The sequence below is a fragment of the Leptolyngbya subtilissima AS-A7 genome (assembly GCF_039962255.1).
In the GTDB taxonomy this organism is placed as follows: Bacteria; Cyanobacteriota; Cyanobacteriia; order Phormidesmidales; family Phormidesmidaceae; genus Nodosilinea.
This window is the reverse complement of the sequence record NZ_JAMPKY010000003.1, coordinates 288686-311353: the sequence shown is the minus strand read 5'-3', so window position 1 is coordinate 311353 and position 22668 is coordinate 288686. Positions and strand designations below refer to the sequence as shown.

Genomic DNA, 22668 nt, shown 5'->3' with positions numbered 1-22668 from the left:
CTTTGAAGCACTCTTTAACACAGCAGCCTGCGCAACAAATGCCGTAAAAAAGCATTTGTTTCTAACAAAAAACTGCCGCTGGACTAGCCCCATATCTAGGAGACGACCAATGCTTTACGGAGCCATTGCCGCAGAAATTACGGAAGCGCTAGCAGGAGTCATGCTTGACACTGCCAAAAAAGAAGTCACAGGTGCTTTAGCTAAGGAAGCCCAAAAAAGAATGCGCTTGCAAGATAAAACCTATGAGGAGTGGAAAGATTTAATCTTTACGATCGCATTTACCGGCAACTTTCCTAAAGACGATCGAGTCACTGTTTTGGCAAACCAGGTGAACGCCGCTCATCAACGTATTGACGCTCTAGAAAAGCAACTCAAGAGCTTAAGCATTTCCCTCGAAAAGAAGACCGACTATCTGCGCTCTGAGATATTTGCAAAAGCTGAGCAGAGTCTATACAGCTCGATCGCCCACGAAGATAACGTATTTAAACAAACACTGTCTAAGATTAAAAAGTCGTTCATAGCTTCAGGTAACAATCCAGAGCATGAGCAAGCAGAGGATATGGCTAACCATTTTGCGGAGCTTATTCTCGAGGAGGAAGCAAATTACCAAGAGAGCATTACTAGAATTTATACTACGCTAATGCCTTCCAAAGACTTTGACAATGCCAACTTATTTGACGCTTGGAAAAGCGCGGCTATTTTTCACTCAGAATCTTCGACTCTTGGGCAAACCGACAAACGTCTTGAAATCTATAAAGAAATGGAGCGTGGGTTTGCGTCTATTTTAATGTTGCAGCTGCGATACATGCAGGTGCTGCTAGATTCCTATCGCGTGCATCAGACCAGTCCGCTGCCAGTCAAAACTAACGAGAGTCCTCAGCAGTTTCTCAACGATTTTTACGAAAACACTTTTGAGCCGGAGATCAGCGGCTTTGTCAAGACCGTTGAGCAGTGGTTGATCAATATTTTTCCCTACCCCCAAAGTCCTGCCACCCGAGTAGATATTCCAGAGGATATTCGCCAAATTTTAGTGCAACTCAATTATTTTGCTGAGAAAACTCTCAAGCCTATCAAAGAGTACGTAACCTACCACCATCAATCGGGCGAAGTGATGACCATCGCCCAGTCCGAGGCCCTACAGGGTCGAATTTTCATTCCGGGCGATCGCTGGCGCAACTATCAAGACGGGTCAAAGCTAATGGTCAGACTGGTCGATAGCTCATCAGGCGGTCAGCAGTTCGATGCGATTGGGCTTCTAGAATTTCAGAGCATCAAGTTTCTATCTCGTGAGCAAAACGGTGCCCTACGCGGCCCGGGGCTTTTGGTCGGCGGCCGATGGAAACAATACCCCGAACTGCTAATGGCCAAGTTCGTACCCCACCGCACCCCGACCGATTTAGTCCCTGCTGGGCCAATCACCTTAGATATTCGCGATTTTGACACCAATCGAGTGCTCCAGCGGGTAACTGCCCTGTTCACCGCCGCTGAAGGCACCTCTCAACCGGTCATTTGCCGCAGCTTTACGACCTTCATGAGCACTGGAGTAGAGGTAGTGGATTGGTCACGCTCCCCTGTAATGGTCTAGGACGCGCCATCGCCATCATCGATCAGCGGCGGCCCCAAAGTTTGTGTTCCAACCTGCATTAATTTTGTCTATTTCACCCCAATTCTCAGGAGATTCATCATGGCTCTTACGACTCTAAATATTGTGCCCATGACCGACAACCGGAACGGACGCATTTTCTTAGGCACAAATGAGGGAGATCCTCTGCAATCGTCTTACAACATCGACAGCAGCGAGCAGTTTAAGCCCCTAGAGCGGCGCCTCAGCCTGCAATCAGGCAGCGATGAAAACCACATTTCGGTCAGCCTCGAAACTTTTTCGTCCTACGGAATTGAAGGTCATTCGCCAACAGTGCTGCAATTTCGTAGCGAAGGCAATGTCGAGGTTCCCTATGGGTCGTCCATTCAAGCCCAGGCGATCGTTGAAGAGTGGATCTCCATGGGATTTCAGGTGGTCAACCTGCCGGTGGGTAAAACCCTTGCCGTTCGAGTAAGCGGCATCATCGACTCACCCGGCAGCGGGGTAGAGGTTAGATTTAATGGCGGCAATAAGTCTTATTCCTTTGAGAGCGGTCTTTTTAGCAAAGACCTTAACCTTTCCGAGGGGGAATACGTGCTCACGGGCGCGTACAACCTGAATATGATCTTTCCAGACGCTGACCCGCTGTCGAGCTGTCCCATTACTCTGCAAGCCCAAGTAGAAATCTTGGGAGTTCGGTAGACTCAGAACTACCGACTAGAGGCAGGGCCTAATCTTGCTTCCTAGTTCTCACCCTTAACCACCCGACGAATGCTGAACCGCTCTGCCCGATCCCTCTTCTTGAGGGGTTGGGCAGAGCCATAGGAGCGCCTTTCAAGTTCTTCCTAGGCTGTTTGCAGACTTTGTAGGTCAAGCCAGAGGCTTTGAGCCGAGAAATGACGGTTTTCTAGGAACAGATGACTAGACCGCCGTCGAACGGGTTGCGAAAACGCGGCAGATAAAGTACAAGTGTACTTATTCAGCATCCCCCATGGTCGCCTTAATTTGATCCACAAATTCTTGATGGTCGATTACCGGCTTCGAGATATAGCCATCGGCACCACTCTGGCTCAAAAAATTCTCGCGATCGCCCTCCATGGCGTGGGCCGTCACCAAAATCACCGGTAGGTTAGCCGTAGCGGGGTCGGCCTTTAGCAGCTGGGTAATCTTGATGCCATCCATGGGCTTGCCCTGATACATGCTGTGGGCCAGCGACACATCCATCAAAACCACGTCAACCTCACCACTGCGGGCAATGGTCATCACCTCTTCGACATCTTCTGTGTGCTTAACCGCCAGGCCCCCACGCTTGGTCAATATCTTAGAAAATACTCGGGCATTTACCAGGTCGTCTTCAACGAGTAAGACGGTCTTCATTACGTGTGTCCATCCCTGTCATCAGCGGAATATAGTCTTTGAACGGAAATAATTGGGTTGATGCGCCAGCTCTATCTAGGCAGCGACAGCCCTGGCGCTCCTGGGTAAGCTTTTCTAGGCAAGTGCCCCATGGCGGGTAGACTAAATTGCCTAAACGCTTGCCATACCCACAAGCTTGCCTATAAGTTACAGCATTGTTAACACCGATTTATCAAGGCCGATTAAATTTAGACCGTGCGTTAGGCCTCGAAATGCCGATTTGGGCCTAGGCTATGGCTAAACTCAGCTACGGCTCGGTCTATCCCGCCTACCCCGTTCCCCTTTAGTCTCAATCCAGGACCCCCGCCCATGGCCGACCAACTCGACATTCTTGCCTCTGGGCAAATTGTGCCTACCTCGCTCCACACCGAGGTGCAGCGGTCGTACCTGGAATACGCCATGAGCGTAATTGTGGGCCGGGCGCTGCCCGACGTACGTGATGGCCTCAAGCCCGTGCACCGCCGCATTCTCTACGCCATGCATGAGCTGGGGCTGACCCCCGATCGCCCCTACCGCAAATGCGCCCGCGTCGTCGGCGACGTGCTGGGCAAATATCACCCCCACGGTGACCAGGCGGTGTACGAGGCTCTGGTGCGCATGGTGCAGACTTTCTCCAGCCGCTACCCATTGCTGGATGGCCACGGCAACTTTGGCTCGGTCGACAACGACCCACCGGCGGCTATGCGCTATACCGAGACGCGCCTGTCACCAATTAGCAACGAGGGCATGCTGACCGATATCAGCGAGGCCCTGGTCGACTTTAGCGACAACTTTGACAGCTCCCAACAGGAGCCGGTGGTGCTGCCCACCCAGCTACCCAACCTGCTGCTGAACGGGTCTTCGGGCATTGCCGTGGGCATGGCCACCAACATTCCGCCCCACAACATGGGCGAAGTAATCGACGGCCTGGTGGCGATGATCGATCGCCCCACTCTCTCCGACGACGAGCTGTTTCGCCTCATCCCTGGCCCCGACTTTCCCACCGGAGGCGAGATCATCGGCACCGAGGGCATTCTCGACGCCTACCGCACCGGGCGGGGCAGCATCCCCATTCGCGGCATTTGCCAGTTTGAAGAAGTGCACCCCGGCCGGGGGCGGCAGCGGCGCAACGCGATCATCGTTACCGAGCTGCCCTACCAGGTAAACAAGGCCGGGTGGATTGAGAAAATTGCCCAGTTGGTGAACGCGGGGCGGCTGGAGGGAATTGCCGATATTCGCGATGAGAGCGATCGCGACGGCATGCGCGTTGTCATCGAGCTCAAGCGCGATACCCCCGCCCAGCGGGTGCTGCAAGACCTCTACCGCACCACGCCGCTGCAAACCAATTTTGGCGTAATTATGCTGGCCCTCGACAACGGCCAGCCCCGCCAGATGCCCCTGCGCGACGTGATGCAGGCGTTTCTCGACTTTCGCGAAACCACCCTCACCCGCCACTACCAGCACCAGCTCGAAAAAACCGAAGCCAAGCTGCACATCACCGAGGGGCTGCTCACCGCGCTCAACAACCTCGATACCATCATTGACATTTTGCGCAACGCCGCCGACGGCACCACCGCCAAGCAAATCTTTCAGCAGCGGTTTGACCTCAGCGAGCGCCAGTCGGACGCGATTTTGGCCATGCCCCTACGCAAGCTCACCGGCATGGAGCGCCAGGGCCTAGAGAACGACTTTGCCGAACTCAGCCAGCGCCGCGACGATCTCACCCGGCTGCTGAGCGATCGCAAAGAGCTGCTCAAGGCGATGAAAAAAGAGCTGAAGGCGCTCAAAAAGAAGTTTAATGACCCCCGCCGCACCCGCATTCAAACCGACGCTGAACGGGCGGAAGAATCGCAGCAGGTCGAAGACATCATTGCCGAAACCGTTGAAGAAGCGACGGTCGTGGAGTTTACTCAAAAGGGCTATGTGCGCCGGTTTTCCCAAAAATCCTACCAGCGGCGGCAGGCCCGGCTAGAGGTTGATACCAGCGCCAAACTTCACGAAGTAGACGACGACCCGGTAGTGCAGGTTGAAGTGGCCCTCACGACCCACGAACTGCTAACCCTCACCCGCGATGGTCGGGCCTTTACCGTTGCTGTCGAGGCTGTCCCTGCCAACCCGCGTCAGGGCAAGGGAGCGCCCCTGGTGCAGCTGCTGCCGGGTTCGGTGCCATCTGCCGCCGATGCGATCGTGGCTCGGTTTGTGCTTCGCGACGACCGGCTCGATCACGACATAATTCTCGTCACCCGCAAGGGCAAAATCAAGCGCGCTCCGCTGAAAGAATTCACCAACCTCACCGGGCGCGGTCTGACCGCCATCAAAGTAAAAGACGGCGACGAGCTGGCCTACGTCACCCTGGCCGAGCCAGGCGACGACTTAGTCTTAGGAACGACCGGTGGCAGACTGCTGCGCTTCCCGATCGATGATGACAACCTACAAGTCATGGGCCGCGCGGCTCAGGGGCCCCAGGGTATTCGCATGGGCAAGCAGGAAACTCTGACCGGCTGTGTGGCCGTGCAGTCTAGCAAAGATTGCCTGCTGCTGGTGTCGGCGGCGGGTTATGCCAAGCGTCTGCCGGTAGAAGGTTTGCGGGTCGCCAAGCGCGGCGACATTGGCACTCAGTCGTTCCAATTTAGCCTCAAGACCGACAGCCTGATGGCGCTGCTGCCCGCAGTACCCAAGGAAGCCGTTACGGTGTTTACCAGCGCCGATCGCACCGCCGTCATCCCCATCGAATCGGTGCCCCGCCAGGGCAGGACTGGGGAGAGCGATCGCATCATCAAACCCAACAAAGGCGAAACCATCACCCAGGTAATTCGCATCACCCCACCTGATCAGAGCACCCTAGCCGAAGCAGAGTAAGATAAATTTTGGATTTTAGGTTGGCGATTTTGGCGTTACCGACTTGCCACGGGGTGCGTTGGCGCTAGCAAGTCACCACTCGCTACGTTTCTCCCCAGATCCGCCACCTGCCGCTGTCAACGCCTAGTTCCTGTAACCTCTTGACCTCAAAGGGGGTACAGGGCAGCTCTACTCAGCATCACTTCAATAACTGTCTTCCTGCCCCTTTACCCGCTCAGTTCCCTCGTGGCCCAAGTCGCAATCGAAAACGTCTACAAAACCTTTCCTAAGTCTCGCCAATCCCATGGGGCAGAGGCTACTGAGCCAGATGCAGAACCAGATGCAGCGGCGGTGCTCAAGCGCATCAACCTCACCGTTGAGGATGGCGAATTCATGGTGCTGGTCGGCCCTTCGGGCTGCGGCAAAAGCACTCTGCTGCGGCTGATCTCGGGTCTGGAGGCGATTACGGGGGGCAGCATTTGGGTGGGCGATCGCAAAGTCAACGACCTGCCCCCCAAGCTGCGCGACACCGCCATGGTGTTCCAGAGCTATGCCCTCTACCCCCACCTGACGGTCTACGACAACCTCGCCTTTGGCCTGCGCCGCATGGGGGCCGACCTGAGCAAATCCCTACCGGAACTGGAAGAAAAACCTGTACCCCTCAGCGATTCCCCCGCCAACCAAGAGCTAGAGCGCCTACTCACCGAAAGCCGCTGGTGGGAGAAGCCCCTAGTCTCAATTACGCGCCGGCTGCCTCCCAGCCTGCGCTATGTTTCTGAGGTCGAACGACTGATCGACGAACGGGTGCGGGCCGTGGCCAAGATGCTGCAAATTGACCTGCTGCTCAACCGTCAGCCTCGGCAGCTCTCGGGCGGGCAAAAGCAGCGGGTGGCCCTGGGTCGGGCCATGGCTCGAAATCCCCAGGTGTTTTTGATGGATGAGCCCCTGTCAAACCTGGATGCCAAACTGCGGATGGAAACCCGCGCCCAAATTGTGAATTTGCAGCGGCAGCTCGGCATCACCACCATCTACGTCACCCACGACCAGGTGGAGGCCATGACCATGGGCCACCGCATCGCTGTGATGAATCTGGGTCAAATTCAGCAGGTGGCCACTCCATTAGAGCTGTATAACCGTCCTGCCAATCGCTTTGTGGCTGGCTTTATTGGATCGCCGCCAATGAACGTCATTCCGGTGCAGGTGCAGGCTCCATTTTTGCTGGTGCATCCTGAATTTCGCCTGTCGCTGCCCAGCAGTTGGGACGATCGCCTGCTGCCCTACGACAACCGCGAAGCATTGCTGGGCATTCGCCCTGAGCACCTCAGTTTAGCCCTGCCCGCACCTAAGAATATTCGCGGTCATGTCACCCATCTGGAAGCCCTAGGCAGCGAAACCTACCTGACGGTGCGGACCAAGGATCTAACGCTGCTGGCCAAAATTCCCCCTGACGAGATGGTGCGAATTGGCGATGAAGTGTGGCTGGCGATCGCCTCCGAAAAAGTCCACCTGTTTGATCCAGAGAGTGACGCCTCTCTTTGGAGCTGCTAACCTTTTGTAGCCGCAGAGATCTGCAACCGTAGAGATCTACGTCAACAAGCCGCGCCAATAAGGGAAAGTACCTTGCGTAAAACCCGTTCTGGTAAAACCCAGCTGCTCTCAGGGCTGACTCTGATCGGCACTATGGTCGTGGCTTTTGTCATAGTGCAAGCTCCCTGGGCGCACCCGCTTCGAACCTTGGTGCTATTGGCCCTCCCCGGCGCGCAGGGTGCCCTAACCGCCAAAAATACACTCAACCGGAGCCGTCTGAACCATTTCAATGGGGTGCTGGCGATCGCAGAGCTGATCGGGGCAGGGCTGCTAGGGGTAGCCGCCGCGATCGCGCTGCTGGGCGCTAGGTCGCTGCCGGTGCTCTATAGCAGCTGGGTTATCGCCGCGATCGCCACCTTAATTCTGGTGATCGCAGCCGCTCTTGAGCTGCTGCGAGCGATGAGCCGCAGGCAAAATCAGCGCCCGGTTTTGCTTAAGCTGCTGCTGCAAAGCCTAGCGCTGATATTCTACGGCCTGCTGCTGCTGTGGATGGGGCTGCTGTTTCTGCTGTCGCTGACGGGCGAGTCATACATGGGGAATTAAGGGGGGAGCGATCGCCCCAAAAGCCTGCTGATTGCCCTAGCTACCTCCACCTAACCACTCATCCTGCCGCACCTTCAGATTGATCTGCTCAAAGACTGCACCGGATAGCATTTGCCCTGCCACCGCTACCTCTCGACCATCCACCCAGGCCTGCTCCAGGGTTGGCCCATGCAGTTGCAGGTTTACCCGTCCATAGGGAAATTCGTAGTCTCCCTGCGATCGCCAGGTGAGGGTTAGGGTTTGCCCCTGCTGGCTGAGGTGCCATCGGTCTAATCGCGAGTCACCGTAGCCTTCCCCAGCATCGTTATAGAGCTGGCCCTGGCTTTCTCCCTCCCCATCAGGACCCAAGGCCGGTGGGTAGAGGTGCAGGGTCAGGTCTTCACCTTCAGCCAGGGGCAAAATGCTACCCCCCCTTACCAGCAGAGGAATTTGCTCCAGCGGAGCTGGTAGCTCGACGGCTTGCCCGCCCTGCCATATCGTGTCATCCCAAAAGCTGTACCAATCGCCGGGGGGAAGGGCAACTTGGCGGCAGCGCTCTCCCTGGGTCATCACCGGGCACACCAGCAGCGCGTCCCCCAGACAAAAGGCATCCTCCCGGTTCCACAGACTTTCATCAGTTGGGTTCAGCCAGAAGAGCGGGCGCACAGGGGGATGTCCCTGCTCGGCGGTCTCCCACACTAGAGTGTAGAAGTAGGGCATCAGCTGCTGGCGGAGCTGCAAAAAGCGGCGTGCAATGCTGAGGCAAGGTTCGCTGTAAGTCCAAGGGGCGCGGTGCCCCACGCTGACAGCACTATGAGTGCGGTAAAAGACCATGAAAGTGGCCATCTGAAACCAGCGCAGGTACAGCTCAGGCCCTGGATTGCCCAAAAACCCGCCAATGTCAGGGCCGCAAAAGGCCACCCCCGACAGTCCCAGACCCAAAACGGTGGCTACGGTTTGACGCAGCGCCTCCCAGGTCGAGACGATATCGCCGGTCCAGGTCCAGGCGTAGCGTTGCAGCCCGGCCCAGCCCGATCGCGTCACCACAAAGGGACGAATATGGGGCCGGTGGCTCCGCAGGCTTTCAAAGGCGGCACGGGTTTCGAGCATGCCGTAGACATTGTGGGCTTCGCGGTGGTCGCCGCCGCGCCCCTCTAGCTTGTGCTGGGTTGCCAAAGGCAGAGTGGGGTCGCCCCAAGCCACAAAGGCCGCCGGTTCATTCATATCGTTCCAAAAACCGGCTACCCCCGCCTGGAGCAGGTAAGCAAACTGGCGGCTCCACCAGTCGCGCACAATCGGATCGGTAAAGTCAGGAAAGACCGATCGCCCCGGCCAGACGGGGGCAACCACCAAATCGCCGTCGGCGTAGGTGCAGAAAGCGTCGAGAATTTGCCCCTCTAAGAACAGGTTGCTGTGGCGGTTGTGCTGAATGCCGGGATTGTTGATCGCGATCAGCCGCACGCCATTTGCCGCTAGCTCCGCCGTAAACTGCCGAAACTTGGGGAACCGCTGGGGGTCAATGGTGAAGGCGCGGTGGTTGACCTGGCAGTCAATATCCACGTGCAGGGCGCTGAGGGGCAGGTCGTGTTGCTGAAAGTTTTGCACCTCCTGGCGCAGGGTGGCCTCGGTGCGGTAGCCCCAGTGCGATTGGTGATATCCCAGGGCCCAGCGGGGCGGCAAGGGTGCTCTCCCGGTGAGCTGGGTGTAGCGCTGCATGAGCTGGGACGGCGCACCGATCGCCAGGTAATAGCGCAGGGCACCGGCCTCGAAGGTGGTGGTGGCTTGCTGGCCCAGCCGTAGCTCGCCCCGAAAGGTGTTTTCGTAAAACACCAGATAGCTGCCCTGCCGGTGCAGACCCAGGTACACCGGAATGCAGATATACATCGGGTCGGTGCCGGGTTCGTAGATGTTGCCGGGGTCGTAGTTCCAGAACTGGTAGGTTTTGGTCTGGGCTGGGCCGCTCTGCTCTAAAACTACGGGCCGCCGCAGGTTAAAGGTCGCTGCCCGTTCCCCCAGACCGTAGAGGCACTCTTCGTTCCGCAGGGGGGTAGTCTGCTGCCACCCTTCTCCTAAACGCCGGGGAGGGAGTTCTTGGCGAATCTGGCCGGTCTGATCGGCGATCGCCAAACTGCCGTCCCAACCTACGCTGATTGTGAGTTCAGGACTAGAGAGCACCCATCCCTGAGACTGCTCTTCTAGTTGGGTGGTGACAGCGGGCCAGGGGTGGTCGGCCAAGCCGTAGGGCAGGGGCAGCCGACCGGGCTGCCAGGTGACGCGAACAAAATCTGGTGTTAAAAAGGCGAGTTCGAGGGAGGCGTGCTCAAACTCAATCTCAGCGCCCCGCTTGGTAGGGGTGGCATGAAGTCCTTTGCCTACGACCGTGGGGGCAGTTGCTGGCGGGGTTTGGTAGAGGCGATCGCGGCGATCGCGCTGCCACGAGTACCAAATCGCGTAGGGCATGTACCTCAAAAACCACAGGGCTTGCAGCACAAATTTCAGCCTTAGCCAAAGTGGTTTTAGCACAGCCATTCTTTTGCTTGCCCCCAAGTGATTCCTCTTTGTCAGGCTAGGGGCAAGCTGAGGCCACGACTTCCCCTAAAGGCCCAAAGAATTTGTCTACCCACAGAGAGAATTAGCCCTTAGCCCATTCCCTCCTTCCCCCTCTGCCCGCAGCTAGATGGGAATAACCCTTCCGCTAGGATTTAATAGGGCCAAACACTTCGCCCATTTTGAGAGCAGCTGTGCCTTTTTCTCCTTATCTGGCTATCAATCAGCAACTAGCTGCCCGAGGAATTAAGCCCCAGTACGTGACCGGCATGGATTCTGCCACCCAGGGGCTACAGTCGGCCGCCAACTATCTCAACGGAAAGGATTTGCCAGCTGGGGGTCCGGTGCCTCAGCTGGCGGTAGGGCTGGCTCAGGCCATCGGCAGTTTGCCCAATGCAATTAACGATGCCATCATCACCGGGTTAGGCTGGCTCGATGCCTCTAGCCCAGGGGCTCTAGAGCAAGTGCGGTCCGAAACCCTGGCTCAATGGGCGGTTAATCAATACCCCCAGCGGCAGTATCCGGCCATGATGGTGGGCTCCTCTAACGGAGCGGTCTCTCATCTGTGCGCGGCCCTGGGCATTCCCTGGCTGCCCCAAACCCTGCTGGTCTGCGCCCGCCACTCGGGCGACAAAGATGACCCTAAGCAGGTCATAACCTGGGCCAAAGACCGAGTGCAGCGTTTGCTAGCGGCGAATCCCGACCTGGCGGCCTACCAAATGCACGACCCCAACCAAGACCGGTTGAAGGTGGGACAGGTGGCCTACTTTCGGCTCAAGCGCAGGCGGCTGGGGTCCGCCTATCGGCAGTTTTTGCAGCAGAATCTGATGCCGGGGGGCACCCTCTTTTTGGTGGAATGTCAGTACAAGTGGCCGGCCACCCAGGTCAGCGATCGCCATTTCTTTCAGGTGGGCGGCAAGGGCGGCATTCATCGCGCAGAATATGTCGAGGGCAGCCCTCGGGTAGCAGAATTTCTTAAGCAGCAGGGGTCTGAGCACAGCCACTGGCACAGCCCCCCCTCTGACGGCGACTGGCCCGAGGCGGAATGGGGCTTTGAGCCGGCTCTGCGCGAAGATGCGATCGCCTTTGCCGAGGAGAACGGCTTCAAGGTGCAGCGAATTATGTTTGACGATCCCCAATCCCTCAGTCCGTTGGTGGCCGACCTGCACCGCTGGTGGTATGACCAGTTGGGTGTGCCCAGCGACCGCCTGCTGGCCGAGTCGTTTGTCTACCTGCACCCCTGGCTATGCATGCGCCTCGGTCTGGTGCCCTACTGGACAGTGTTTAACGACCAAACTTCCCTGGGGCTGCTCAAGGACTATTTGCAAACCACCGAACCCTACGACGACATCTATCTCACCCTGTTTTCCAACGGCATCAACTCTTTAGGGATTGCCCCGATTGAGCAGTGGCGATCAGAAATTTTGTCTCAGGCCCGCCGTCGGGGCGAATTTTTGGGCGTCAAAGAGCAGCGCTTTCCGCGAGACAATGCCTCGATCATTCAGCACTACCTAGATCTGAAGCAGATGCCAGGGCAATTCCCCATACCTAAACCACTAACCCTGCACCAGCTGGGGGAATTTTTGGAGCAACGGGGCGATCGCTACGCCGTAGACTGGCTGAGCTGTTGAAGCCAGAGTTGCGAATACTATGGGGTAACGCAATTCTAAATTTCCCCCATGGCTGGACCACCGCCAGACTATACTCCTACCACTGTTGAGAAAGTCTTTGAACTGCTTGATACTAAACTGGTTTCCCTAGGGGTACCGGGGGCACTAAGCTTTGTGGGCATTACCAACGCGCGCGCTGGGCAGTGGGGTGAAGCAGTTATCTGTTTTGCAGGAGCGGCAGTTGTTTTAGTCATCATCAAGCTCGGCAAAAAGCTAGCCCCCAAGCTCGATCAAGTTCTCGACTGGGGCATCAACAGGGTTGAATGTTCTGTGCTGTCTTTGCGCTCAGACTTTGCTGGCCCTTACCTGCAACAGCAGACTCGTCTCTGCGAAGAGTTCACCGTCGAAGGGTTCAACCCAGATCGCACCGCCATTCCCCTACTCGAAGAGGTGTTTGTGCCTCTCGATCTGAGCGGGGCGATCAGCAGCGGTGCCCTGAGCGATCGCACCTCAACCGGGGGCGCATTGGTAAACGCTAAAAACCGCCGCGACGATTGGCAAAACGATCCCAGCCTCCGCTCTGAAAACCTCGATATCTGGAAGCTGCTGGCTCGCACCAATAAAGACCGCAAGTTTCGGCAGATGAGCATTTTGGCCAAGGGCGGCATGGGCAAAACTACCCTGCTGCGCCACATTACCCTGATCTACGGCCAGGGCAAACACCGCCGCCACCGTGCCCCCAAGCTGGTACCCGTGCTGCTGCGCCTGCGCGACTGGGTTAGCGAACTTACCCAGCCCCAGCCTCCCAACCTGCCCCAGCTCATTAACGAGCACCACATCCCCAGCCTGTCAAAGAATCATCCCCTCACCCCACCCGCTGGCTGGGCTAAGGATATTTTGACAAAAGGCAAAGCCCTGGTCATGTTCGATGGGTTTGACGAAATCCCCGCCGAAAAGCGCCCCCAGGTCAGCCAGTGGCTAAGCAGGCAAATGGCTGAGTATCCCCAGTCGGTGTTTATTCTTACGTCTCGTCCCGCTGGGTACAAAGACTACCAGGCTAAAAAGCCTGCGATCCCCATCTACGTCAATAAGTTCAACCTAGCCCAGCAAGAGGCGTTTGTTCGACGGTGGTACCTGTGCCAAGAGCGGTGCTGTCGCAGCGAAAAGCAGCACCGCCAAGCTAAGGAAGTCGCCCAAGAGCGCTCCGACGATCTAATTGCCCAGCTACAGGCCCGTAGCGAAGAGCTAGGCTACATGGCCGAAAATCCGCTGCTGCTAAACATGCTGGTGACCTTTCACCGCTTCGACATCGCCGCCGAGCTACCCCGCCAGCGTCTTGGCCTTTACCAAGGCATTTGCAAGCTTCAGCTCGACGATCGCCCCCGCGCTCGATTCGTTCAAATGCCCCTGCCCTACGACAAAAGCATGGCCCTGCTTCAGGAACTCGCCATTGGCATGGTGACTTCCAAAACCCAACGGCTCACTATTAACCGGGGAGCATTGCTACACTTTTTATCCCAGCACCCACTGCTGCAAGCCGAAGAAGTTGACCCCGCCGACTGGCTTAAATCCATTGTGGATGTCAGCGAACTACTGGTCGAGCGCGAACCGGGTGAGTATGAGTTTCCCCATGCCAGCTTTCAAGGCTTTTTTGCCGCGACCTGGTTGGCCAAACCTCAAGACCGGGAAACCCTGCAAAAAAATGCCCAGCTGGTGCTGCAAAACTGGAACGAAGCTCTCTGGCGTGAAACCGTGCTGCTCTACACCGCTCAGCTCACCCCAGGGCTGCTAAACCAGGTAATTCGCAAAGCTTGTGAACCCGGTGGCGAAGCGGCAGAACTCGCCACCCTGGCTCTGCAAGAATACCCCCGCCCCAACAAAATTCAAGATGACCTCAAGGTGCTGCTGGAAAATTTGAAGAATGTTACCCAAGACTCGAAATATCAAAAGCTGGAGGAATTGCTGAAAACTGGGCAGTGGCGCGACGCCGACAAAGAAACCCATCGGCTGATGATTACCACTGTGGGCAAGGAAGAAGGACAGTGGTTTGATCGCAAAGATCTAGGAGAGTTTCCCTGCAATGATCTGCGCAGCCTTGATCAGCTTTGGGGCAAATACAGTAATGGCAAATTTGGCTTTAGCGCTCAAAAGAAAATTTGGCAGGAATGGGGTAGCCCAATTGCTTTGGGGGATGATTGGAATAAATTCTGTCGTGAAGTAGGGTGGCAAGATTTAACAGCAAATCATTATATGTCTGAGGACGAACTTAAGTATGACCAAGAAAAATCCCCTGCCGGTGAGTTGCCAGCGCTGGGAGGTGCTTTGCGTGTTCTTTCGGTGGATTTGAAGGGGTTAGATATCTTTTTGTTCTCTTTTCTCGCGCAGAGACTCGTGAGCTGTAGCGTGAACCAGTCCTAGCCGTTTTCCCAACATTTGTAAAACGCCACTTTTCACACGATTCACCTACCTTGCAAAGATCCATTAACTGGCACGAAGGGGTGCTCCAGAGGTATGGTGCATTCGCGGCATACCTCTCTTTGGCAAATGTGCGATTCACCTTCTTGACCGCAATGCACCGCCCACCCTAGGAGTAATCGAGATTGACCGCTAATTCTCCCTACACCGGGTGAAAGAAAAACGAAGCTCCAAGAATGGCGAAGGTGGAGAGCAGCAGCACCCCCTCCAGCCAGTTCGATTTGCCATCCTGGCTGATTAGGTTAACGACAGCGACAGCGATTACTACCGCGATCGCCTCAAAAGGGCCAAAGTTCAAATCCATAGGCTGGCCAATAAAGTAGCCGATAATCACCAAAACGGGGGCCACTAGCAGCGCCACCAGCAGGCTCGACCCCATGGCGATCGACACCGACAAATCCATGTTGTTCTTTACTGCCATGCGCACGGCCGTAACGTACTCCGCTGCGCCACCCACCAGGGGCAGCAAAATCACCCCGGTAAACAGGTCGGTCAGCCCCAGCATGGTGGCCGTTTCTTCCACCGCGCCCACAAAAATTTCTGACTCAACCGCCACCCCAATGGTGGCCGCCAGCAGCACCCCTAGCCAAAGCGCCACGTTGGGCTTTTCGCCTTCGCCGTGCTCGCCCTCAGCATCGCTTACCCCCACGTCGTAGAGGTAGCTGTGGGTCTTTAGAGAAAACAGCAGCGTTAGCCCATAGACCACAATCATCACCACCGCCACGGTCAGCGACAGACGGCTAATGGCGCTCGGCTCCACAATATTCGAGGTGTTGATCACCATGGCCGGCAGCACGATCGCCGTCACTGCCAGGGCCATGGTGCTGCCATTAATACCCGCCACGTTTTGGTTAAACTCCTGCTCTTTGTAGCGCAGCCCACCAAAGAACATCGACAGACCCAACACCAGCAGCAGGTTGGCCAAAATCGACCCGGTAATGCTGGCTTTGACAATGTCGATCAGCCCCGCCTTGAGGGCGACCAGGGCAATAATCAGCTCGGTAGCGTTACCAAAGACGGCATTGATCAACCCACCAATAGTTGGCCCGGTCACCACCGCTAGCTCTTCGGTAGCGGTGCTCAGCCAAATCGCCAGGGGCACAATGGCCAGCGCCGACAGCACAAATATAGTTAGGGCACCCCACTCCAGCCGCTCTGCTGCGATCGAGATGGGAATAAAGAGCAGCAGGCCCAGGGAGACAATGTTTTTTATCGACATAAATAACCAGTTAAAGGAATAGGTGGGCCAGGAAGAAACAATACTTCACCCATGCAGCATTTTTCTGCCCATTCTCGGTTGAGAGGCTGTTCTGCGCAATCACCTTAGCAAATTCCACCGCTGCAAAGCACCGTGATGCGTCTGCAGAAATGGCCTAAGCGCGTACGCTTCTCGGGCACCGCAGTCACAGAACCGATTTGTGCCGCTCGGCTACCCCGCCAGCAGTTGCATCATCTGCTCTTGGCTAAGTACACTGCCCACTACCCGTCGCACGGGTTCTGGAGAAACCTGAATCAGGGTTGGGGTCGCCGTAATATTAGCGGCCTCGGCTTCGTCAGGGTGAGTGGTGACGTCAATTACCTGGAGGGTGTAGGCACCAGGCAGGGTTGACTCTAGCGTGGTGTACAAAAACCGCAGCATTTTTTCGGTGACAGCCGTGTCGGTAGCCCTGACAAACAGCTTGAAGCAGTGCGCTTGAGGCAGCGGGTCAACCGCTAGCGGTATTTCCAGCAGCGGTGTAGTGGGCGTAGGAACAGCGATCGCCTGCTCGACGCGCATCACTAAATCGTGGCATTCCCACAATTCGGGAAAGGTGGACTGGTACGACTCGATCAGCGCTACCGAACATTCTTCAGCGCTGGTGTAGTTGGGCTGCCACTGCAATTCCCCCAGGCCAAACAACGCGTTGAGCAGGGGTTGAAACCGTAGGACTCGGGGGTAAGCCTCGGCCACGGTCACAGGTGCTTGAGTAGCGGAGTTAACCCAGCGATCTACGGTAGCGGTAAAGCAGGGCAGCAAAAAGTAGGGCGGCTCCGCCAGTTCCAGGTGGGTTTGTAAAGCCGCACAGAGGTCGATGTGCCAGTGGGCCCGCTTTTGCTCATCAATGCAGTAGACGCAGTCGCCCCCCGGGGTAAAGAGGGCAATACCTTTAAAGCTAGAGGCGACTGCACCAACCGCAGTGCCATTAGACACGGCCGCGCAGCATTTGGGCCATTTCGTTTTGCTTGGGCGACATTTCCAGCGCAGTCTCTTCGGTGATCCGCCCCGACTCGTAGAGGGCGTAGAGCGACTGGTTCATGGTGCACATACCGTCGAAGGTACATTTGGGAATCAGCGCTTCGACTTCGTCGAGCTGTCCCCGCAGAATGTAGTCTTTGATCGCATCGGTGTTGATCAAAATGTCGTGGAAGGCGGCCCGCTTGCCATCGGTGGTGCGGCAGAGACCCTGGGCAATCACCGCCACCAGTGACTCCGCTAGGGAGACCCGCACCGGCGCCTGCTGCTCAGGCTCGTAGAGGTTGAGAATCCGCTCTACGGTTTTGACGGCGCTGTTGGTGTGCAAGGTACCCATCACGAGGTGACCGGTCTGAGCCGCTTTGAGGGCGGTGTTGACGGTTTCTTTGTCCCGCATTTCACCCACCAGAATGATGTCGGGGTCTTCCCGCAGGGAGGCTTTGAGGGCGTTGTCGAATTTTTGGGTATGCATACCGACTTCCCGCTGCTTAATCAGCGATCGCCGGCTGGTGTGCACAAATTCCACCGGGTCTTCGATGGTGATGATGTTTTTGGGCATCTCGGTGTTGACATAGTCAATCATCGCCGCCATGGTGGTCGACTTACCCGAACCCGTAGGCCCAGTCACCAGCACCAGCCCTTTGTGGTAGTGGCACACATCGCGAAAGATGGGTGAGAACCCTAGCTGGTCGAGGGTGAGAATTTTCACCGGAATCAGACGCAGCACCATAGCAGGGCCGCGCAGGGAGTCAAAGATGTTGATCCGAATGCGGGTAAAGTCGTACTGAGCAGCTCCGTCAAAATCAAGAGTTTGGCGAAACTCTTGAATCTCTTCAGGCTTGAGGATTTCTTCGAGCCAGGCGTAGAAAGTGGCTTCGTCGGTGACGGGATACTCGGTAGTTGCGATATCGCCGCGATCGCGGAATCGCGGCACTTCCCCCACGCCCATGTGAATGTCTGAGAAGCCCTTATCGAAAGCCTCGCGCACAATTTTCTCTAGGGTTAGCCCGCTGCCTACCTTGAAGGTTTCTGCTGCCTTGGGCATAGGTGGCGGCGAAGGCGGACGGTGGCGGGCTTGCCCTGGGGCAGGCGCAGCTTGAGCCGCTGGGGCTGAGGGCTGATGCGCTACTGGAGCTTGACCGACCGGAGGCTGATGCGCAGCTTGAGCGGCTGGGGCTGGGGGCTGATGCGCTGCCGGAGCCTGACGCGCTGCTGGAGCCTGACCAACCGGAGCCTGGTGGGCCGCTGGAGCGTGACCCGCTGCCGCTGCCTGAGCTGCCGCTTGACCTGCGGCACGCGCAGCAGCCTGGGCTCGAGCTTGGGCTGAGGCCTGGGCCTGGGCCGCCGTCTGGGGAGGTCTAGGCGGTGGTGGTGGTGCAGGTTGGGCCCCGGGGGCGTTGGGTAACTCAGCCATGAAAGGGTTCTCCATGATGGACTCGACAGCGACAGGTACAACAGCTGGGCTGGGGCAGGGCAGCCCGTATGCCCGTGGAATACAGTCAGGTTGCCCACATTGGGTGCAGAACTTAGCTAGTCCGTTACCTCTGGCAATGCCACGACAGTCTAACAACAGTCGCAGGATTTAATGGGCTGGCTATAACCCCTGAGTATACAACCTGTGCCCAATTAGCTCATCAGCGTGCGTCCTAGCAGGTGGCCGTGGCTAAATACCGATCGCATCAGCCCCCAGCGCACCGGGTTAGGCGCACGGCCAAATAGACCTAGCATGGCCTGCACCACCTCAGGCAGCGAGAGATCGTCGGTCAAAAACCCGGCCCAGTCGTCGGTGGGCAGGTTAAAGAAAGCATTAAAAAACTGATGCAGCTGCGGCGCGTCAAAGGCCATCAAATTTTCGAGGCCGAAGAGATAGAGGTAGTGCTTGCGCACGCGCTCAGCGGGCCAGAGGGCTTGCCAAGCCTGGTAGGCCGCTTGGTCAGGGGTAGTTTGGGATGAGCTGAGGGCAGATGCGATCGCCGCCGCCAGCCCCGGCCCTCGCCGCAGCAACGCTCCCACCATATAGCCCGACGCCGGATGCACCATGCTAGCGGCCCCGCCAAAGCCCACCACTCGCTGAGTAAAATCGGGCAGCGGCTGGTTCATCGGAAACAGGCACCGCTCCACATGGTGTGTTTCTTTAATCTCAATGCCCCGGTGGCCTAAACGCTGGTGAAGGCGCCGCTCAAGCGTCTCCATCGAGATCGCAGGGTGGTGAGCCAGCGAGGTTTCTTCTACAAAGTACACTCCATCGCCTAAATCCATGGCGTAGAGAAACGTAGGCGGTTCGTGGCGCTGGGCTGGAGTAAGGTAGTCATCGCGGAAGTCCATCAGCACCATCTGCTGGGGGTTGGTAGGCGGCTTAGAGAACCGCCCCACAACGCCATAGGCCGCCTGAAATGCCAGTTCCGGAGCCTCCGGACGCCGCACCAGCGCCGTCTGATGCCCTGTAGCATCAACTACCAGCCGAGCAGTAAGTATTTCACCCGCTGCGGTAGTCACTTGGGTATGGGTAGGCCTGTGCTCGATGTGAATGGCTTTATCCCGATGCCAGGTGACCCGGTGCTGCTCAGCCTGGCCCAGCCAGTGGGATTGCAGGCGATTGTTGCTCAGCAACCCATACTCGCGGTGCAGGGGCACAGGGCCGCTGTTGACGTACATCACGCAGTCCTTCCAGCGATGCTCTAGAAACGGCACCAAACCCACATCTTCGAGTTCATCAACCCAGATGCCATACGTGTTGGGCCAGGGGTGCGCCGGATCGCCTAGGGCCAATCCCTGCACCGCCAGCCCTGACTCTGCCAGGGCTGCCACTAGCGACAGCCCCGCCGGCCCCGCGCCAATGACCAACACATCCTGCATGAACTGCTTGCAACCTCGTTTGCTGTGAATCCCTATCTTACAAAGATTGCGGTCGTTATTGGGCAGATCGAGGCTAAGGGTGAGAGGGTGCGGGCGGCAAACAGATTAAACGCTTCGGATGCTCGCCGTCTCTAATCTCCCCCGCCCGCAGCCGGGCGATGTATCATTCAGAGGCGATTTAACCCGAATATGTGGCCATGGCAAATCTTGCGAGCGATCCCAACGTACTGGCTACGGTGGTGGGCATAGTGGCCCTAGCCTTGGCCCCTTTGGCGTTTTTGCTGTGGTTTTTCTACACTCGCGACAAGCTCAACCCAGAGCCGCGAGGGCTGGTACTCAAAATTTTTGGCTTAGGAATTCTGGCGTTTATTCCAGTATTTTTGGTGCGGCAGTTTGTTCCCCTACCGGCCTGGCTAATGGCGGTGGTAGTGGTACCAATTGTGGCGGAGCTGATTAAGTTTTGGGTGGTGAAAGCGGGCGTCTACAACCATCCTGAATTTGACGAACCTGTGGACGGGATTACTTTTGCCGCCGCTGCCGGCCTAGGATTCGCCACCCTAGAGGTAATTGGCTCCATGCTCTACGCCTACTTCGCTGTAGCGCGGCTAGGCGTACCGGGAAATGCCTTGACCACCGCCTGGCCCGCCGTACTCAGCATGTTTGCCCTGCGGGGACTGCTGAGCGCTCCTGGTCATGCCCTGTGGTCGTCGCTATGGGGCTATGCCCTGGGGATGGCAAAATTTGCGCCTAGTGGGCAGGGTAGTGGGCTGGTTCGCAACGGCCTGGTGGCGGCCATACTGTCCCACGCTGCCTTTAATGCCCTAGCGATGGAGACGAGCTGGTGGCTCAACCGGGTGGGCCTAGTGCTAGTGATTGCAGTGCTGTGGTTTGTGGTGATGCGCTGCCTGCGCTACGCCCTAGCCCTGACACCCAAAACTCAAGACGGCTCTGGGGCATGACAGGGTGAACAAACGCCAAGGGCAAGTGGCGTCTGCCCTTGCCCCTGCGTGAGGGCCGATCTACTGCTGCATTGAGACAGTCCTCTACCCTTCCCTTTATCTCGAATCAGTACTGCAATAGGACGGTGACCGGCACGTCGGGGAGCTTGGTGCGGCCTTCTAGACCCACTAGCTCAATTACAAAGCCATACCCGGCAAGGGTGCAGCCGGTTTGCTCAACTAGCTTGGCGGCGGCCGCCGCCGTGCCCCCTGTAGCAATCAAATCGTCGATAATCAGCACCCGGCTACCCGATGGAAAAGCATCTTGGTGCAGTTCGAGGGTGTCGCTGCCGTATTCCAGCGCGTAGCTGGCGGTGTGCACCGCAGCGGGGAGCTTGCCGGGCTTACGCACTGGAGCAAACCCCACTCCCAGCTTGTAGGCCAGGGGCATGCCAAATATGAACCCTCGCGACTCTATGCCCGCGATGTAGTCGGGGCGATAATCCTCCACCTGCTCGGCGAACAAGTCGATGCTGTATTGCAGCGCGGTGGGGTCACCTAACAGCGGCGTGATGTCGCGGAAGAGAATGCCGGGCTTAGGGAAGTCGGGAACGTCGCGGATGTGGGCTCTGAGATCCATCGGGGTGCAGGTAAAAGCCGTTGCCATGGTATCACCGTGGGGCATTGGGCGGTGAGGAAGATAGGGAAGATGAGGAAGGCAAGGAAGGTGAGAGCTATGACAAAGGTTTCATTCCCTGATCTCGCTATTCTTCTATCGCCTTGTTGTGGAGAAGTTGTCAAACCAGCCGCGTTTCCAGAAGAAGTAGATTTGCAGCACGGCAATTACGGCCATCACTGAGAGACAGATGATGTAACCCCAGTACCACCCTAGTTCGGGCATGTTCAGGGGTGACTTCTCGGTGTCGAAGTTCATGCCGTAAACGCCGGCAATAAAGGTGAGGGGAATAAAAATGGAGGAGATCACCGTCAGCAGCTTCATCACTTCGTTCATACGGTTGTTGATGGAGGAGAGGTAGACATCCATTAGGCTGGAGGCGATTTCGCGGTAGTTTTCGATGATGTCGACGACCTGCACAATGTGGTCGTAGACGTCTTGCAGGTAGACGCGCACTTCCTGGCTGATGAGGTCGTCACTATCGCGAATCAGGCCGTTGATGACGCTCCGCTGGGGCCAGATGTAGCGACGCAGCTTCATTAGCGCCCGGCGCATGCGGTGAATTTTTTTGATGGTGGCATTGGTGGGATTGGCAACCACTTCTTCTTCGAGATCTTCGAGGGTTTCGCCAATCACCTCTAGCACCGGGAAGAAGCTATCGACGATGGTATCCATCAGGGCATAGGCCAGGTAGTCGGCCCCCTGCGTGCGAATGGTGCCGGTGCCGCGCCGAATGCGATCGCGCACCGGGTTAAACGAGTCCCAATTTGGCTCTTCCTGAAACGTGACCAGAAAGCCATTGCCCATGACAAAGCTCACCTGCTCACTGCCCACCCCAGAACCGGTTCTTTTGGGCTGCACCATCTGCATGATGATCAGAATTTTGTCGTCGTAAAAGTCGATCTTGGGACGGTGGGGCACATTGACAATGTCTTCGAGTATCAGGGGGTGGAGGCCAAAGGTCTGACTGATTTGCCGCAGGATGTCTTCGCTGCCCAACCCGCGAGCATCGAGCCAGGTGACGGTTTCGGGCTTGCCAAGAGCCTCGCACTCAACTGGGTGGTCGATGGTGGCGGTACGCAGGGTGTCTGGGCCATAGTCCATCAAATGCAGCTCTGTGGGCAGGGCGTCGTCAGGAATATTCAACGTGCCAGGGAGCGTACCGGGGGTCGAATAGTTGAAGTCAATCAGTTTCTTTCTGCCCTCGCGGGGCGAGGCGTTGAGGGTGTTAAAAGCCGCCGCTTTTAACGCCTCTGCGTCAACTCGCTCGACCCTTGCCTGATTGGCTTGGCCCGGCGAGGAGGATGGGTAGCCCCCTGGGTTTGGTGTGCGGCGCGACATGGCTCTGACTCTCAACGATTCCACATAAAGCATAGGGGCACAGCCGTAACTGTGCCCCTATGGGTTAA

Annotated in this window: 16 protein-coding genes; 8 read left to right on the top strand and 8 right to left on the bottom strand. The window is 57.0% G+C overall.

Translation table 11 applies throughout. From position 1 onward, the window contains the following. Positions 1–109: 109 nt before the first annotated feature. Both NC979_RS08750 and NC979_RS08745 read left to right on the top strand, forming a co-directional pair. On the top strand, positions 110–1585 hold the full coding sequence (locus tag NC979_RS08750; protein ID WP_190514746.1) for a hypothetical protein: 1476 nt from the start codon (positions 110–112) through the stop codon (positions 1583–1585). Between the two features lie 99 nt (positions 1586–1684). Then, positions 1685–2284 (top strand): hypothetical protein, encoded by a 600-nt coding sequence (locus tag NC979_RS08745; protein ID WP_190514745.1) that lies wholly within the window; start codon positions 1685–1687, stop codon positions 2282–2284. Positions 2285–2557: 273 nt separating this feature from the next. Here the strand turns inward: NC979_RS08745 and NC979_RS08740 are convergent, their stop codons facing one another. Then, positions 2558–2959: a response regulator gene (locus NC979_RS08740; RefSeq protein ID WP_190514744.1), complete on the bottom strand. Its 402-nt coding sequence runs from the start codon at positions 2957–2959 to the stop codon at positions 2558–2560. A 348-nt stretch (positions 2960–3307) separates the two neighbouring features. On the opposite strand from NC979_RS08740, the gene gyrA reads away from it, so the two are divergent. The 3 genes from gyrA to NC979_RS08725 all read left to right on the top strand — a co-directional run bounded on the left by gyrA (position 3308) and on the right by NC979_RS08725 (position 7945). Further along, positions 3308–5836: a DNA gyrase subunit A gene (gene gyrA, locus NC979_RS08735; protein WP_190514743.1), complete on the top strand. Its 2529-nt coding sequence runs from the start codon at positions 3308–3310 to the stop codon at positions 5834–5836. 225 nt (positions 5837–6061) lie between these two features. Beyond that, on the top strand, positions 6062–7363 hold the full coding sequence (locus tag NC979_RS08730) for an ATP-binding cassette domain-containing protein (RefSeq protein ID WP_190514742.1): 1302 nt from the start codon (positions 6062–6064) through the stop codon (positions 7361–7363). A 72-nt stretch (positions 7364–7435) separates the two neighbouring features. Continuing rightward, a complete protein-coding gene (locus tag NC979_RS08725) occupies positions 7436–7945 on the top strand; it encodes a hypothetical protein (RefSeq protein ID WP_190514741.1) in 510 nt (169 codons plus the stop codon). Between the two features lie 36 nt (positions 7946–7981). On the opposite strand, the gene NC979_RS08720 is transcribed toward NC979_RS08725, so the two are convergent. Beyond that, positions 7982–10384, bottom strand: coding sequence for a glycoside hydrolase family 31 protein (locus tag NC979_RS08720; protein WP_242023832.1), 2403 nt, complete (start codon positions 10382–10384; stop codon positions 7982–7984). 281 nt (positions 10385–10665) lie between these two features. Here NC979_RS08720 and NC979_RS08715 point away from each other — a divergent pair, with 281 nt between their 5' ends. Together NC979_RS08715 and NC979_RS08710 are read left to right on the top strand one after the other, a co-directional pair. Continuing rightward, the gene (locus NC979_RS08715; protein WP_190514739.1) at positions 10666–12102 is read left to right on the top strand and encodes a hypothetical protein; all 1437 of its coding nucleotides are present in this window, start codon (positions 10666–10668) and stop codon (positions 12100–12102) included. A gap of 48 nt (positions 12103–12150) precedes the next feature. Next, on the top strand, positions 12151–14499 hold the full coding sequence (locus NC979_RS08710) for an NACHT domain-containing protein (RefSeq protein ID WP_190514738.1): 2349 nt from the start codon (positions 12151–12153) through the stop codon (positions 14497–14499). 199 nt (positions 14500–14698) lie between these two features. Here NC979_RS08710 and cax read toward each other — a convergent pair whose 3' ends face one another. From cax to crtL, 4 genes are all read right to left on the bottom strand, one after another. Continuing rightward, complete coding sequence (gene cax / locus NC979_RS08705) at positions 14699–15775, bottom strand: calcium/proton exchanger (protein ID WP_190514737.1); 1077 nt, start codon at positions 15773–15775, stop codon at positions 14699–14701. 210 nt (positions 15776–15985) lie between these two features. Further along, positions 15986–16747 (bottom strand): circadian clock KaiB family protein, encoded by a 762-nt coding sequence (locus NC979_RS08700; RefSeq protein ID WP_190514736.1) that lies wholly within the window; start codon positions 16745–16747, stop codon positions 15986–15988. After that, positions 16740–18203, bottom strand: a complete 1464-nt coding sequence (locus tag NC979_RS08695) for a type IV pilus twitching motility protein PilT (RefSeq protein WP_242023790.1) — start codon at positions 18201–18203, stop codon at positions 16740–16742. The genes NC979_RS08700 and NC979_RS08695 overlap by 8 nt, the downstream gene beginning before the upstream one ends. 212 nt (positions 18204–18415) lie before the next feature. Further along, positions 18416–19645: a lycopene beta cyclase gene (gene crtL, locus NC979_RS08690; protein ID WP_190514734.1), complete on the bottom strand. Its 1230-nt coding sequence runs from the start codon at positions 19643–19645 to the stop codon at positions 18416–18418. Positions 19646–19842: 197 nt separating this feature from the next. On the opposite strand from crtL, the gene NC979_RS08685 reads away from it, so the two are divergent. Further along, entirely contained in the window at positions 19843–20604 is a 762-nt protein-coding gene (locus tag NC979_RS08685) for a PrsW family intramembrane metalloprotease (protein ID WP_190514733.1), read from the top strand. Positions 20605–20710: 106 nt separating this feature from the next. Here NC979_RS08685 and NC979_RS08680 read toward each other — a convergent pair whose 3' ends face one another. Together NC979_RS08680 and corA are read right to left on the bottom strand one after the other, a co-directional pair. Next, complete coding sequence (locus tag NC979_RS08680; RefSeq protein ID WP_431191043.1) at positions 20711–21250, bottom strand: adenine phosphoribosyltransferase; 540 nt, start codon at positions 21248–21250, stop codon at positions 20711–20713. Positions 21251–21355: 105 nt separating this feature from the next. Beyond that, entirely contained in the window at positions 21356–22600 is a 1245-nt protein-coding gene (gene corA, locus NC979_RS08675) for a magnesium/cobalt transporter CorA (protein WP_190514732.1), read from the bottom strand. Between the last annotated feature and the right edge of the window lie 68 nt (positions 22601–22668).